The sequence below is a fragment of the Dyadobacter psychrophilus genome, from assembly GCF_900167945.1.
GTDB lineage: Bacteria > Bacteroidota > Bacteroidia > Cytophagales > Spirosomataceae > Dyadobacter > Dyadobacter psychrophilus.
The window spans coordinates 444,158-458,339 of sequence record NZ_FUZA01000004.1 but is presented as its reverse complement, the minus strand read 5'-3'; the positions used below and the strand labels follow the sequence as shown (position 1 = coordinate 458,339).

Here is a 14,182-nt window from a genome sequence, read left to right as displayed (position 1 = left end):
GCGGCTGTGGACAGGTCATGGACGATTTGTCTGCGGTAATGGTATCTTTGTGCTTACAAAAATATTTTTTGACCAACTGCGCAGCACTTTATGTCTTTCGAATCGCTTGGCTTGTCCGAACCATTATTAAAAACCATTGCCGAACAGAATTATACTCAACCTTATCCGATCCAGCAAGAAGCAATTCCGGCTATATTGAAAGGAAATGATGTTTTAGGCATTGCTAAGACAGGTTCCGGGAAAACGGCAAGCTTTGTTCTGCCGATTTTGGAATTATTTCAAAACAAACCGGCAGCACCGAACAGGCATATTTCTGCATTGGTACTGGTTCCTACACGAGAACTTGCGGTGCAGATCGCGGTTGTTTTTCAAACATTCGGCGAAAGACTTCCCCGCAAAGTGAAGACGCTGGCAGTATATGGCGGTGTTTCAATCAATCCGCAAATGATTGGCTTGCAAGGTGTTGAAATTCTTGTTGCCACACCGGGGAGGCTAATCGATTTGTTATCTCACAAGGCACTTAACATTTCGGAGACGCAGATTTTGGTTTTGGATGAGGCTGATAAAATGCTTAATCTGGGTTTTGCAGAGGAAATGAAGGACATCTTTTTTCTTTTGCCCAGAAAGCGTCAGAGCATTCTGTTTTCAGCAACACTAGGCGAGGAAATTGACCAGATCAATAAAACGCAGCTTAAAAACCCGGTACGCATTGAGATTGAGGAAGAAGAACAAAACCTTGATCTGATCAAGCAAACCGGCTATTTCGTTGATCCTGACCGAAGAGGACCATTGTTAAGATATTTGATCAAAACGCAGGAAATGAAGCAGGTGCTCGTATTTGTTTCTGCTACGAGAACGGCCGATAATCTGGTTGAAAAACTGAATAAGAACGGAATTCAGGCCATGGCGATGCACAGCAAAAAAAGCCAGGGTGCCAGAACGGAAGCTTTAAACAAGTTCAAGGCTGGCAAGCTAACCGTGCTCGTTGCCACAGACCTCGTTTCCCGCGGGATCGACATTCAATTTCTTCCTTATGTGATCAATTTTGAGCTTCCACGATCACCCAAAGATTATGTGCACAGAATTGGCCGAACTGGCCGGGCAGAAGCGTCCGGAGAGGCGATCTCCTTAATCTGCCCGGAAGACGTGCACCATTTTAAAATAATCCAAAAGAAAATGGGCAAACGCGTCGAAATGCTGGAATCCTACGACCTTGAATTAATGGGTTATTGAGCCGTTTTGCTCTTGCTTTTTGCCGCCAGTTCTACAATGTCCTTCTTGCTGCCGGACCAGAAAGCGATTTTCCGGCGGTTGAATGTATACGTTACAGCAACGGAATCTCCGAAACTAACGATCGCAGGATAGGAATATTCGTCGTCTTTTTTGCCGGTTGCAATGTCGAGCTTATCGGTCCAGTTTTGGCCGTTGTCGTAAGATAATGTTAGCGAAAGCGGCGATCTTGAACCCCAGTCTTCGTTATCCGGGTTGTAGGCCAGCACCAATGTGCCGTCTGTCAGTTTTGCTAAATCAATCCCGCTATTGGGGTTAGGCAGGCTGGTTTTCTTAATGGGTGTCCAGGTTTTTCCATTGTCGAAAGAATCACTTCTGCCGATCACGCCGCCTGTTGTTCTTACCAGCATATGCACATTACCGGGTTTGGACTCCCACAATGTTGGCTGAATTGCGCCTTTTCCCTTTATTTCTGTGGTATCAATCTTAAAATAAGGGCTCGCGGTCCAGGTTTTGCCCTTATCCGTGCTTCTGTCTACAAAAACTTCCCAGCGATTTACCTCGTTGGATGCGCCTGCAAGCCAATCGCCGTTGGATAGTTCAATGAGCTTATCTTTTACAGGCCCTCTTCCGCCTTTATCCCCTTTTACCAGCTCAGCAGCTTCCGACCAGGTGTCGCCATTGTCCGTTGAAGTTTTCACCCACGTTTCCCAATGCGCGATTTCTTTTCCTACTTTGAAATACAAAATAATCTTTCCGTCAGCCGTTTTTTGCAACACCGGGTTCCAGTGCGCATCTTCCCTGATCTTGGCCACTTCTTTCGGCGCACTCCAGCTTCCCGGCTGTCCTTTGGAAACCCAGATGCCTACGTCCGGATTTTTTTCCTCCGTTCCTCCAAACCATGCGATCAGGTATTGACCATTCTCTAACCTTACGAGTGTAGATGCATGGCATTGTGCGAAATCGCGCTTATCCCCGAAAACGAATTCTTTATCGCTTGCTATTGAGTCTGTTAACTCTTTTTCCGCAGTTTCGGACTTTTTGGAACCGCAGGAAGTAAGCATTATTGAAGACAGGAAAAAGCCGGTTAGTAAACTTGCAGACAGGATTTTCGGAACGTGCATAATTGGTCTGAGAAAGTAGTGATTTTAAAAAGTACCCTATTCCGGGCCGATCAGGCTATTTATTTCAATAATTTCTTTAATTCATCCATGACCATTCCCGGCGCTTGCTCTTCATACAAAATGCGATAAACAGCATTCGTTATCGGCAGACTTACGTGGTGGATTTTGTTCATTTCGGTGATGCTTTTGGTGGCATAATAACCTTCTGCGATCATTTTCATTTCCAATTGTGCAGCTTTCACGCTATATCCACGGCCGATCATGTTGCCAAAAAGCCGGTTGCGGCTGAACTGAGAGTAGGCTGTTACGAGCAGATCACCCAGATAGGCGGACGAGCTCATGTTGCGTTCGCGCGGGTCGAGGGCGGTTACAAAATTCCCGATTTCCTGCATGGCGTTGGAAACGAGCACAGCCTGAAAATTGTCGCCATAACCGAGCCCGTGCGTGATGCCGCAAGCCAAAGCAATGATATTTTTCATAACGGCTGCATATTCAACGCCGTACAGGTCGTCGAGCGGGTTAGCAGTTACGTAACGGCAGGTCATCAGTTTGGCAAAATCCTCGGCACTGGGACATTCGGTGGAGGCGATGGATAGATAGGATTGTTTTTCCAAAGCAACTTCTTCTGCGTGGCAAGGGCCTGCTATAACGCAGGTTTCGTGCAGATCAATGCCAAATTCCTTTGAAATCCAGTCGGTAATGAGCATATTCTGATCCGGGACCATGCCTTTTATGGCTGAAACAATCCTTTTGCCCTGCAAATGCTTGCCCGACAGGTCACGCAATGCTTCCTGGACAAATGCTGCTGGAACAGCCAGGATCACGTAATCCGCACCCCTGACTGCTTCTGTAGTTTTCTCAAAAACCTTTATTTTTTTGGGAGAGAGCACCACATCGCTAAGATAACTTGGATTGTGATGAAATTTTCGGATATGCTCAATGTCTCTCTGATTGCGAAGCCACCACCGGATCTGGACATTATTTTGTTCACAAAGGATCTTGATTAGCGCGGTTGCCCAGCTGCCTCCTCCTATCACCGCGATTTTAATGTTGTTTAAAAAACTCATTTTGGAAGCCTGGAAAGCTGTTCAGGCGTAATTTTGAATTGATTGAATGTTTCCAAAAATGAGAAGATTTTGACAGAAAATAAAAAATCCTTGCAGCAAAGCCGCAAGGATTTTCTTTTTTAACCTAAACTAAATCGAACTTATTACATTTTTACAACGTATCAGTTTGCGTTTTCATTTGATTTTTTATCGTCTTTTTTCACTTCTTCTTTCTTTTTTTCTACCAGGTCTCCATTCTTAAGGTTTTTGGACACAGCAATGTAAGGTCCGGAGATTATTCTGTCGCCGGGTTTAAGGCCAGAAAGGATTTCAATGTTTTCAAAATCGCTGATGCCGGTTTTTACCTCTTTCATTTCCGCTTTCCCGTTCACATCAATAAATACGATTTCTTTGATCAACTCCACCTTTTTAGGTTTTTTCTCGTCCTCTTCGGCAGGGGCCTGATCGCCTTGTTCGCCCGGTCGGGCACCGGCTGCAACGGGAGGCGTGGTGCTTCTGGTGGTTACAGCGGCGATTGGAACCGATATTACATCATTTTTGCGCTCCGTGATAATTTCAACGGAAGCAGTCATCCCGGGTTTGAACGGGTAGGATTTTTTGGATTTGGAAACCAGCAAATCAGCGAATGATTCGTTCAGGATCTTCACCTTCACCTCAAATTCAGTCACTGCGTCGGCGGATGCGCTCGAAACCGAGGTGCTGGTGGATGTGGCGGAAGCAAGTCCTGCGGCTGTGTTTGCAATTTCCTTCACAACACCCCTGAATTTTCTACCGGAAGCACTATATGCATCCACGTCGATCTCGGCCGTGTCGCCCAGTGCAACGCGCACAATGTCATTCTCATTCACATTCACGCGCACTTCCATATTACTGAGGTTAGCGATGCGCATCATTTCGGTTCCGGCCATTTGTGACGTTCCTACCACGCGTTCACCGGCTTCAACATTCAATAATGATACGATTCCGCTAACCGGCGCGAATATGCTCGTTTTACGCAAGTTCTCTGCGGCGTCTTTCAAGCTGGCTTCGGCACTTTTAATGTTATATAAGGCTGCAGAAACATTGGCTTTTGCAGATTCTACATCTTGCTGCGCCACGCCAAATGTAGATGCAAACTGTTCGTAGTCTGCGGCCGAGATCACCTTATCGTTGTAAAGCTTTTTGTTTCTGTCAAAATTGGCTTTCGCTTGTAGCAAACGTGCTTCAGCCTGAGAAACCATTGCTTTCGTCTGCTCGTAATTGGCTTTGCTGGAATTCACCGCTGCCTGCGCACGTGCCATTAACGACTCATAATTGTCAGGACGGATTTTTAATAAAAGTTGTCCCTTCACCACAGAATCACCTTCTGCAACATTCAGACTAATAATTTCTCCTGAAACGTCGGGACTTAGTTTAACCTCAACCTCCGGCTGAACTTTACCCGAAGCGCTGACGCGCTCGATGATATCTGTCTTTTTAACATTGGTATACTCAACCTCCGTGGCTTTTGGTTTGCCAATGTAACCGGCCTGTTTCGCTCCAAATAAACCCGCTACAAGAAGTGCGACAATGCCTGCTGTAATCCACCAGATTCTTTTCGAAGATTTACGTGCCATATTTACTTTGGTTACAATTAATTGTTGATTGAGGATAATGGGGAATTAAGCAAATGAATGAAGCACTCTTTAAAAATCCGATAACGGACGGTTCATATAAAAATCAAGGATCTTGGTCCTGAAAACATAATCATACTTAGCTTGAACAAGGTTTCCGTTTGCTCTGTCCAGGTTTGCTTTCGCAATGTTGTATTCAACGGAGTTTATTGCTCCCACATCAAAACGCACCTGCGAAACGCGGAATGTTTCCTGTAATGCCCGCACCTGGTTAGCCGTTGCGGAGTAACGCTTGGCTGCATTCGTCATATCAATGTAAGCCTGCTCTACATTTTTACGAATGGTCAGCTGGACTTGTTGTGCCTGATATTCGTATGTTTTTTGCTGGATCTTCGCGTTGGCGACGTTGTATTTTACTCTGAAATTGGTGAAAATAGGAATGGTCAGGTTCAGGTTGACGGCCGAGTTACGGTTGAAGTTCAATTGATCCAGATAGCGAAAAGTGCGCATTTCACCATTCTGAGTTCTTATTTTCTGTACAATAGGGACCTGCTTATTATCAATGACAACATAGTCTGTCAGGGAAATTACATCTCTCGTCGTAAAACCCGTTCCATCTCCAACAAAACGTTCATCGGGCGCCGCACTTGAAAAGGCGGTGTAGATTCCTCCGTTTAATGTTAATGAGGGCATAGCCGCTCCTTTTGCAAGATCAATGTTCGTTTTTGCTGCCGCAATGCGCAATTCCGCGGCCTGCATTTGTGGCAGGTTTCCGCGGGCTACATCAAAAATTTCCTGAATTGTGGCGTCATAAGCTTTTAAGGTCGGATCGGCAACCTGGATCATCACAACATTGATTTGCTCGCTGCCAGGCATGTTCATAAATTGTTTGAGATTCAGCTTGGCAGTTTCAAGGTTGTTTTCTGCATTTACCAATGTGAGTTCATCATTCGCGAGCTGCGCTTTGAGATCGAGTAAATTGCTTTCTGCCAATGTCCCTGCTTCAACGAGTTTGGCCGTCCGGTCAACCTGCAACTGGGACGCTTCCACTTGTCGCTTCGCCACCTCGATCAGTTCAATGTTGGTCATTACCTGAAGATAGGACAATGCTACATTGAGCATAATGTCATTACGGGCAGCATCCAGGTCCTTGGCGCTCGCCTGATAATTCTCATTATTAAACTTGATATTATTTTTGATCTGAAAACCATTGAACAATGTGATCTGCCCGCCGAGCTGATAGTTGTTCGAGTTTACATTCTGCTGAACAAACTGGTTGGTAAACGGATCAATATTTCGACCGGAACTGAAACCCTGGCTGGCACTAAAACTGATACTTGGCCAGCGCTGCCACTTGGATTGGGCGTAAATGTTGCCATTCGTCTGTACGGTAAGCTCTGATATTTTTACGGAAGGATTGGTTTCCAACGCAATCCGTATGCAATCTTCGAGTGAATAGGTGTTGGCGGCCTGACTCGTATCTTTCTGTGCAAAAGCTGTGTTTCCCGCCACAGATACACAAAATACAATGAAAAGAACTGCGGATTTGCGTAACGATTTTAACATAAGCGGTTCAGAGTTAGATGATCAATATTAGTGTTTAGCAGAAAAAACAGCCATCCATTTTATACGGACGGTTGCATATCAGGGGTAAAAGGGTGATTCGTGTTGAATAGCCGGAAATCAGTGAAAAAATAAATAACCGAGCCATATTCCGGCTAAAACGCCTATCAAATCGGCAATTAATCCTGCTACTATCGCATATCGGGTGTTCTTGATGCCCACCGAGCCAAAATATAAAGCAACAATATAGAGCGTTGTGTCTGCCGAACCCTGGAAAATACACACCAGACGGCCTATAAACGAGTCCGGCCCGAATTCCTTCATTGCATCGATCATTAATGCCCGGGCCCCGCTCCCGCTTAGTGGTTTCATTAATGCGACAGGTAAGGCATCTGTAAAGTCTGTGTTCATTCCCGTTAAAGCAAACATCCATTTAAGTCCGTCAATCAAATAATCCATTGCGCCGCAAGCCCTGAAAGCGCTGATCGCGACGAGGAGTCCTACCAGATAAGGAATTATCGTTACAGACGTTGTAAATCCGGCCTTTGCCCCTTCTATAAATGTTTCAAAAACATTCACCCTCCGATACATTCCCCAAAACAGAAACCCGGCCACGACGCCAAGCAGAACAGAATTGCCTACGAAAATGGAGACCGTTTCAATCTGCTCTTTAGGTAAGCCCGATAAGTACCACAAGATCAATGCAATAATAGTCGTGATACTTCCCAAACCGACCATAACTGTACGATTGAAGAGATTGATCTTCTGCCACGCAGCGGTGATCAGCATACTCACAACCGTAGTAATATAAGTGCCCACAACGCATGGAATGAAAACATCCGAAGGGCTTTCTGCGCCCAGGATGGCCCTTTGTGCAATGATGGAGAGCGGAATGATCTGCAAGCCGGAAGTGTGCAGGACCAGGAACATGATCTGCGCGTTGGAGGCCGTGTCCTTGCTTGGATTGAGCTCTTGCAAACTCTGCATTGCCTTTAATCCGAAAGGCGTGGCAGCATTATCCAGCCCAAGGAAATTGGCGGAGAAATTCATGATCATCTGACCGTTTGCAGGATGATCTTTCGGGACTTCCGGAAAAAGCTTATTGAAAAATGGCCCTATAAACCTTGCCAGCGCATTAATGATCCCTGCTTTTTCCCCCACATTCAAAATTCCCAGGAAAAACGCCATCACGCCAGTAAGCGGTAAAGCAATGTCCATCACCGCAACTTTGGCCATTTCAAGCATCCCTTCCGTAATCGCCTTAAATGTCTGCACATCCCCGGTAACGATAAATTTTAAAAGTGCGATGACGAAGGCAATGACAAAAAAGGATACGAAAATATAATTTAACGCCATAATGAAGGTTCGGGGTGCTAGGCTGGATTGGTAAAGATTTGTTTACAATGCCGAAAGTAAAATATTTTATTTAATGTAAATAACAAAGGTATATTGCAAAGTAGTAGCAGCATCCTTAACCAAATATTGATTCCAATGAAGTATTGCAGCCTTTTTCTCCTGCTGACATTGTTTGCCTGTAACCAGAACACCAAAAAAGAAAGCAAAGACGCGCAAGGCAACGAAATTGTGAACGACACGATTCCTGCTGAAAGAAAAGTGGTCGAAAACAGCCCCGTGGCGAGTTTCAGTGAAAAAGTTAAAGATCCGCTCAACGACTGGCGCTTTTCCGTGGATGTGTATGAAACAAAATCAACCTTTGATTTTTTAGTTAAAATAAAATACAAAGAACTGGACGCTGAGGATAACATTAAGATCCCCAACTTCGGCATCATGCCCAAAGTGGAGGTCCGGAAAGGCAAAGAAGAACAATCCTGCATCATCGGTTTCCTGGACAAAACGGGTGAATTCAAAGAATATAAGCTTGTTCAGGTGAAAAATCAGGAATTGAAGATCTCCACCATTAAGCACTACGCAAGAACTTTGTATAAAGTGAAAAAATAGTTTTTTTCGATATGTTTTTAAACGCAAAAGAGCCTGGTTTCCCAGGCTCTTTGTTTATTTAGCGCTATACTTTTCAGGCTTTAAAAACCTCATCCATTTTTTCACGGATGGTAAGCAACCGCTTTCTGTCTCCACCGGAAACTTCTGCTGATGCCCATCCTGAATAGCCGATTTTTTGTAGAGCTTTGTTTACTTCCGGCCAGTTATTGTCGCCTTCCATAAATTCTACGTCAAATCCTTTCCATAAGCCGAGGTCATTTTGCTTTTTGAAGCTGAATTCCTTTAAATGGAGTTTCAGAATGCGTTTGTTCAAAGCCTCGATCCACGAAACCGGCCAACTGTAACGAAGCACATTGCCAACGTCAAAATACCAGCCAACCATGGGGTGTTTGAAGTCATCCACATATTTTGCCGCTTCCAAAGGACTAAGCAAAAATTGGTTCCAGACATTCTCAATGGCTATTTTGACGCCTGTTTTTTCCGCTATCGGAAGGAGCTTGCGAATCTCAACCTGCGAACGCTCGTAAGCTTCACCATAGCTAACATTAGCAGTCACCACACCTGGCACGACCAATACAGTGTTACCACCATATTCTTTGGTATCCCACAATGCTTTTTCAATAGACTTGACACATTCCTCCCGTTTTTTAGGATCGGGATCAGATAATGGTAGCTTCCAGTGCATCGAATTCACAGTGCCCGGGATCAGCAGACCGGTTTTATCCCTGGCCGCAAGGACTTCCTTCATATCCAGTTTGTCGGGAGAATCAAGCTCTACACCGTCGTAACCAAGATCTTTCAGAAGCTTGAATTTATCCATGACGGACAAATCTTCCTTTATCATTCCCCACATCAGGCTCTTTTTAACCATCGGTGGTGCCAATGAACTTGCAGGTGCTATGCCTGTAAAAGGTTGGGTAGCAGCATTGGCGATTGCCGGTGCCGCTACTATTCCAGTTCCTACTGCAGTGGCGGCAAAGGCCGCCGCTGCAGTGGAAGCTGAATTTTTCAGAAAATCTCTTCTTTGCATAAGATCTTATGAAAACGCTGTGATACCTGGTTTAGCAACTTCAACAACCGGTGGCTTCATGTCGAAGCTGTAAGTATCCGGACCTAATTTTTCTGTTGAGTTCATTGCTTCATCCCAGGTTACGCGCTTTCCAGTGTACGAAGCCATTCTTCCCATGATGGCGATCAGCGTGCTTTGTGCCATAAATTCACCATCATTCACATGCTTACCGCTTCTGATGGATGCAAAAAGTTCGTTGTGCTCAGTTTGGTACATGTCATTTTGCGCACCGGTGTATTTCCATGGATTTTGTCCAAAGATCTCATGCACATTTCTCGCACAGTTCACCATTGCACGGCCTTTCGTTCCGATCGTTTCAACAAGGTAACTGTTTTCGCAGTTGGCTTGCTGTCTTGAATGGTGGAAACCCTTCGCTCCGTTTTCGTAGTCGTAAACCACGGAGAAGTGATCGAAGATGTTACCGAAAAGCGAATCTGTACGAACCTGGCGACCGCCAGTTCCTACTGCAGAAACCGGCAATTTGCCGCCCATTGCCCAGGACATCATGTCGATGCTGTGTACAGCCTGCTCCACAATGTGGTCACCTGCAAGCCAGGTGTAGTAAGTCCAGTTACGCAACACATATTCCGCATCTGTCCAGCCTTGTACACGTGGGAAAGACCACAATGTGCCTGTGTCGTATGTGTTATAAATAGCAGAAATATCACCAACAGCGCCGTCAAGGATTTTTCCGAAACTTGCACGCTTTGGCTCATGGTAACGCCAGCAAAAGCCGGACATTAAAGAAAGATTTTTTTGTTTTGCCAATTTGGCCGCATCCAAAACCTTACGAACACCAGGTGCATCTACTGCCACCGGTTTTTCGCAGAACACGTGCTTGCCTGCATTGATAGCAGCCGTCAAGTGCTCAGGACGGAAATGTGGAGGCGTTGCAAGAATTACAACATCAACACCTGAATCAAGTACTTTTTTGAAAGCATCAAATCCTACAAACTTATGACCTTCATCCACTTTCACTTTTGAGCCGTGTACTTTGGTCAGGTTTTCAAGTGAAGAATCCATTTTGTCTTTGAAAATGTCCCCCATTGCGTGAAGAACAACATTTGGATCTGCCTTCAAAGCCTGGTTGGCCGCACCGGAACCACGTCCACCGCAACCGATCAGACCCACTTTAAGCGTCTCGGCGTTAACGCCGGCAAACGCACGGTTTGGGTTAAGAATAGTAACAGCTGGTAATGTGCTGCCTGCCAGTGCAATACCTGCCATTTTCAGAACATCTCTTCGAGAAGTACTCATTGTTAATTAAGGATTAGGTGATAAAATTTATGATACATAAAAGATCTTTCGGAGCAATAAAGATAGAAAGTTCTGTTATTTTTCCTGCAAAGATGAACCAAAAAATCATTTTGCGTGCTCGTTAACACACAAAATCTTATAACGTCTGTTTTCAATTTTGCATACATTTATATTCCGAAACTTCTCATTCCTCTATGATTCACGATAATTTACTATTAATCATTTCCCTGCTTTTTATTGTTTCAATGCTCACGATGCTGAGCGAAAAAATTGGCGTTTCGTATCCTATCTTTTTGGTTATCGCAGGCTTACTTATCAGTTTTATCCCAGGCATGCCGCATATGGAGCTGGAACCAGATTGGGTTTTCCTGATCTTCTTACCCCCACTTTTATACTCCGCGGCGTGGAATACTTCCTGGAAAGATTTCTGGGAATCGCGGCGGCCTATCGGACTGCTTTCTATTGGCCTTGTGGTTTTTACGGCAACAGCTGTGGCTTATCTTTCCAGCGCGATTATTCCTGGCTTTACATTGGCCATGGGCTTTTTGCTGGGCGGCGTTATCTCTCCGCCGGATGCCGTGGCCGCGACCTCGGTTTTACAAGGACTGAAAGTCCCGAAAAGGGTCGTTACCATTCTGGAAGGTGAAAGTTTGGTCAATGACGCATCGTCACTCATTGTGTTCCGCTTTGCGCTGGCTACCATTGCCACGGGTGAGTTTGTGCTTTGGAAGGCTGAACTAAACTTCTTTATAGTGGCCGGGATGGGCGTTGTTGTGGGACTTGTCATTGCCCATATCCTCTATTTTGTTCACAAATATTTTCCGACGACACCAAGCATTGACACGGCACTTACTTTCATTACGCCTTACATGATGTACATTGCGGCCGAACATTTCGAATATTCTGGCGTGCTGGCCGTAGTAAGTGGCGGGTTGTTCCTTAGCTTCCGGTCCCATGAAGTGTTTGCCTATCAGTCTCGTATGCAGAGCACTTATGTGTGGGAGACGGTTATTTTCCTGCTCAATGGCATTGTTTTCATTCTCATAGGCCTGCAACTACCGGAAGTAATGGCGGGGCTTGGCGCCTACACATTGCTCGAGGTCGTTTCCTATGCCGTCATCATTAGCCTTGTCACGATCGTTATCCGCATCATCTGGGTTTATCCAGGCACCTACTTGCCCCGTTTACTATCAAAAAAAGTGCGCGAAAAAGAGGCGAGACCGAGCTGGCAGACCACTTTTGTCGTGGCTTGGAGCGGGATGCGCGGCGTTGTTTCGCTTGCATCCGCACTGGCAATTCCGCTGACCCTCGACGGTAAGGCCTATCCGCACCGCGATCTGATCTTGTTTATCACATTTGTGGTGATCCTCTTTACACTGGTTTTACAGGGTCTGAGTCTCCCCTGGCTAATCCGTTTGCTCAAAATTGAGGATCCGGGCGAGAATATGACCGAACAAAAAGCGATCATTAATGCACGGCTGGCGACGGTTAGTTTGGAATATATGCAGTCTAATTACGAAGGGGAAATCTCACAGTTTGAGCCTTTCAGACTTTTGAAAGACCGTTACGAAAAGATCATTGAGCTCGCAGACACCCGTTATATGGACGTTGATAACAATGCAACCATTGGCTTCGCAAGGGCTTATCGCAAAATGCTCGTGGAAATTGTGGGCATCAAGCGGGAGGAAATAAGAAAAATTCGCCGGGACAAGGTTTGTTCCGACGAATTGATAAGGACAAAAGAAAGAGAATTGGACCTGGAAGAAGCCAGACTTAGAAACTCAGGCTGACATTAATCCCAAGCCACTTCTATCACATAATTTTTTAGGTCAATGGTCGTAAAACGCTCGCCGTTCTGGCGCTTCAGTGAGATTTTACCATTCTGAATTTTCGCAACCTGTTGCGCCATCACGTCTTTATCGGTTTTCTTTCTGTAAATGGCGACCATTTGTTCTTCACTGTCGACATCCACATCAATGCTGCGTCCTTTGGCGTTGATTAATTTCGCATTATCAGGCAAATAAGGCGCTTTTGCGAGTGCCAGTGCACGTGAAGCCTGCGGCACGCCATAACCGACGAAATTGTTTCCGTAAGGATACAAATGTGCCGATTTTTCAATGAGACTGATCAGTTCCTTATTGGTCAGTTTTGGATTTGCCTGCAAAAGACAAGCTGCAAAACCGGTGATCACAGGTGCAGATAATGAAGTTCCATATAACGAAAAACAGGAAACATTAGGTTTTACATAAGATAAAAACTCGGGCCCAACGCTGCTGTAACCGATTCTGTTCCAAAGTTTTCCATTGGTCGCACCCACAGCAAGAACGCCTTTTGCATCAGCCGGAGCCGAAACGATTTCCCAGCTCTTATCATCGCCTTCATTTCCCGCGGAAACGATCAGCATGATGCCTTTTCTATCAGATGCGATTTGCGCGGCTTTTGAAATGGCGGAAGTTTTGCCATCCATTTGAGAAGGAACGTAATTTTCTTTTGGATCCGAAAATCCTTTGGCATAACCCAATGATGTATTGATCAAACGCACGCCAAGGCTGTCCATCCATTCCATAGCAGCGATCCAGTTATCCTCCTCGCCCCTATATTCACGCAATGAATAATCTGTTCTGGCCAAATAAAACTTCGCATTGGTTGCCATGCCATACTGGATCTCATCCTGGAAATCGATGCCCGCGATAGCAGCCAAAACCTCCGTTCCGTGCATGTCTGAAAATGATTCAGCGGTGCTGAAAAGCAATTCCCCGGAGCGGCCCGGCTTGACATAATCTCGGATGCCTAAAATCCTTTTGTTGGAAAAAATCTGCGTAAGCGAAAGGGAAGAATCGGCGCCATAAAAGCCCGCATCGATAACGCCTATCGTCACATCCTTGGCTGAAATGTTTTCTTTTGTAAATGCATTGGCCTGAACCTGCGACATTACCGGGGCCATCTGTGCCTTTTCGATGGCTTTGGTCCGCGCAATGTAAAATCCGGGATCAATAGGAACCACTTCCTGCACAAAGTCCAACTCGCGAACTTTCATGGCTTGCTCGCTCGTCATGATCGCCGAAACTGCATTCAGCCATTTCGAGCGGTTGATAATGTTCACGGATTGTTCGCGCAACGCCCGCTCATATTCGCCTTTTACGGGCAGGTCCATTTCGTCAGAAGCGACGAGACCTAATTTGAGGCGGTTTTCAAGCGTTAATGCAGAAACGGCCGGTACGGCGTTCAGGTCCTTGTTTTTGAGGTAAATCCAGTATTTCGGACTTGCCGACAAAATAAAAGGCGCAAAAACAAACGCAAGCAGAAACAATCTTTTCATGA

The 14,182-nt window shown here is 45.5% G+C and carries 11 protein-coding genes; 3 read left to right on the top strand and 8 right to left on the bottom strand.

Annotated features, from left to right (window positions below):
* The first annotated feature begins 90 nt into the window (after nt 1-90).
* On the top strand, nt 91-1,233 hold the full coding sequence (locus B5X68_RS17965; RefSeq protein WP_082216118.1) for a DEAD/DEAH box helicase: 1,143 nt from the start codon (nt 91-93) through the stop codon (nt 1,231-1,233).
* On the opposite strand, the gene B5X68_RS17960 is transcribed toward B5X68_RS17965, so the two are convergent.
* The 5 genes from B5X68_RS17960 to B5X68_RS17940 form a co-directional block, all read right to left on the bottom strand.
* Nucleotides 1,227-2,354, bottom strand: coding sequence for a sialidase family protein (locus tag B5X68_RS17960; RefSeq protein ID WP_170916675.1), 1,128 nt, complete (start codon nt 2,352-2,354; stop codon nt 1,227-1,229). The genes B5X68_RS17965 and B5X68_RS17960 overlap by 7 nt on opposite strands.
* Nucleotides 2,355-2,413: 59 nt before the next feature.
* Nucleotides 2,414-3,421, bottom strand: a complete 1,008-nt coding sequence (locus tag B5X68_RS17955) for an NAD(P)H-dependent glycerol-3-phosphate dehydrogenase (protein WP_082216117.1) — start codon at nt 3,419-3,421, stop codon at nt 2,414-2,416.
* Nucleotides 3,422-3,582: 161 nt separating this feature from the next.
* Nucleotides 3,583-5,016: an efflux RND transporter periplasmic adaptor subunit gene (locus tag B5X68_RS17950; protein ID WP_082216116.1), complete on the bottom strand. Its 1,434-nt coding sequence runs from the start codon at nt 5,014-5,016 to the stop codon at nt 3,583-3,585.
* 69 nt (nt 5,017-5,085) lie between these two features.
* Nucleotides 5,086-6,579: a TolC family protein gene (locus tag B5X68_RS17945; RefSeq protein WP_082216115.1), complete on the bottom strand. Its 1,494-nt coding sequence runs from the start codon at nt 6,577-6,579 to the stop codon at nt 5,086-5,088.
* Nucleotides 6,580-6,696: 117 nt separating this feature from the next.
* Nucleotides 6,697-7,932: a spore maturation protein gene (locus B5X68_RS17940; protein ID WP_082216114.1), complete on the bottom strand. Its 1,236-nt coding sequence runs from the start codon at nt 7,930-7,932 to the stop codon at nt 6,697-6,699.
* Nucleotides 7,933-8,067: 135 nt separating this feature from the next.
* On the opposite strand from B5X68_RS17940, the gene B5X68_RS17935 reads away from it, so the two are divergent.
* Entirely contained in the window at nt 8,068-8,535 is a 468-nt protein-coding gene (locus B5X68_RS17935; protein WP_082216113.1) for a hypothetical protein, read from the top strand.
* A gap of 73 nt (nt 8,536-8,608) precedes the next feature.
* On the opposite strand, the gene B5X68_RS17930 is transcribed toward B5X68_RS17935, so the two are convergent.
* Both B5X68_RS17930 and B5X68_RS17925 read right to left on the bottom strand, forming a co-directional pair.
* Nucleotides 8,609-9,565 carry a sugar phosphate isomerase/epimerase family protein gene (locus tag B5X68_RS17930; protein ID WP_082216112.1) on the bottom strand — a complete coding sequence of 319 codons (957 nt, stop codon included), beginning with the start codon at nt 9,563-9,565 and terminating at the stop codon, nt 8,609-8,611.
* Between the two features lie 6 nt (nt 9,566-9,571).
* Nucleotides 9,572-10,831 carry a Gfo/Idh/MocA family protein gene (locus B5X68_RS17925; protein WP_082216111.1) on the bottom strand — a complete coding sequence of 420 codons (1,260 nt, stop codon included), beginning with the start codon at nt 10,829-10,831 and terminating at the stop codon, nt 9,572-9,574.
* A gap of 224 nt (nt 10,832-11,055) precedes the next feature.
* On the opposite strand from B5X68_RS17925, the gene B5X68_RS17920 reads away from it, so the two are divergent.
* Complete coding sequence (locus tag B5X68_RS17920) at nt 11,056-12,651, top strand: Na+/H+ antiporter (protein WP_082216110.1); 1,596 nt, start codon at nt 11,056-11,058, stop codon at nt 12,649-12,651.
* Between the two features lie 2 nt (nt 12,652-12,653).
* Here B5X68_RS17920 and B5X68_RS17915 read toward each other — a convergent pair whose 3' ends face one another.
* Nucleotides 12,654-14,180: a S8 family serine peptidase gene (locus B5X68_RS17915; protein WP_082216109.1), complete on the bottom strand. Its 1,527-nt coding sequence runs from the start codon at nt 14,178-14,180 to the stop codon at nt 12,654-12,656.
* Nucleotides 14,181-14,182 lie beyond the last annotated feature (2 nt).

Bases quoted from the DNA above. Each gene is read 5' to 3' on its own strand.
- B5X68_RS17945 (WP_082216115.1), bottom strand. From the start codon at position 6,579: ATGTTAAAATCGTTACGCAAATCCGCAGTTCTTTTCATTGTATTTTGT.
- B5X68_RS17940 (WP_082216114.1), bottom strand. From the start codon at position 7,932: ATGGCGTTAAATTATATTTTCGTATCCTTTTTTGTCATTGCCTTCGTC.
- B5X68_RS17920 (WP_082216110.1), top strand. From the start codon at position 11,056: ATGATTCACGATAATTTACTATTAATCATTTCCCTGCTTTTTATTGTT.
- B5X68_RS17925 (WP_082216111.1), bottom strand. From the start codon at position 10,831: ATGGCAGGTATTGCACTGGCAGGCAGCACATTACCAGCTGTTACTATT.
- B5X68_RS17950 (WP_082216116.1), bottom strand. From the start codon at position 5,016: ATGGCACGTAAATCTTCGAAAAGAATCTGGTGGATTACAGCAGGCATT.
- B5X68_RS17960 (WP_170916675.1), bottom strand. From the start codon at position 2,354: ATGCACGTTCCGAAAATCCTGTCTGCAAGTTTACTAACCGGCTTTTTC.
- B5X68_RS17935 (WP_082216113.1), top strand. From the start codon at position 8,068: ATGAAGTATTGCAGCCTTTTTCTCCTGCTGACATTGTTTGCCTGTAAC.
- B5X68_RS17965 (WP_082216118.1), top strand. From the start codon at position 91: ATGTCTTTCGAATCGCTTGGCTTGTCCGAACCATTATTAAAAACCATT.
- B5X68_RS17930 (WP_082216112.1), bottom strand. From the start codon at position 9,565: ATGCAAAGAAGAGATTTTCTGAAAAATTCAGCTTCCACTGCAGCGGCG.
- B5X68_RS17955 (WP_082216117.1), bottom strand. From the start codon at position 3,421: ATGAGTTTTTTAAACAACATTAAAATCGCGGTGATAGGAGGAGGCAGC.
- B5X68_RS17915 (WP_082216109.1), bottom strand. From the start codon at position 14,180: ATGAAAAGATTGTTTCTGCTTGCGTTTGTTTTTGCGCCTTTTATTTTG.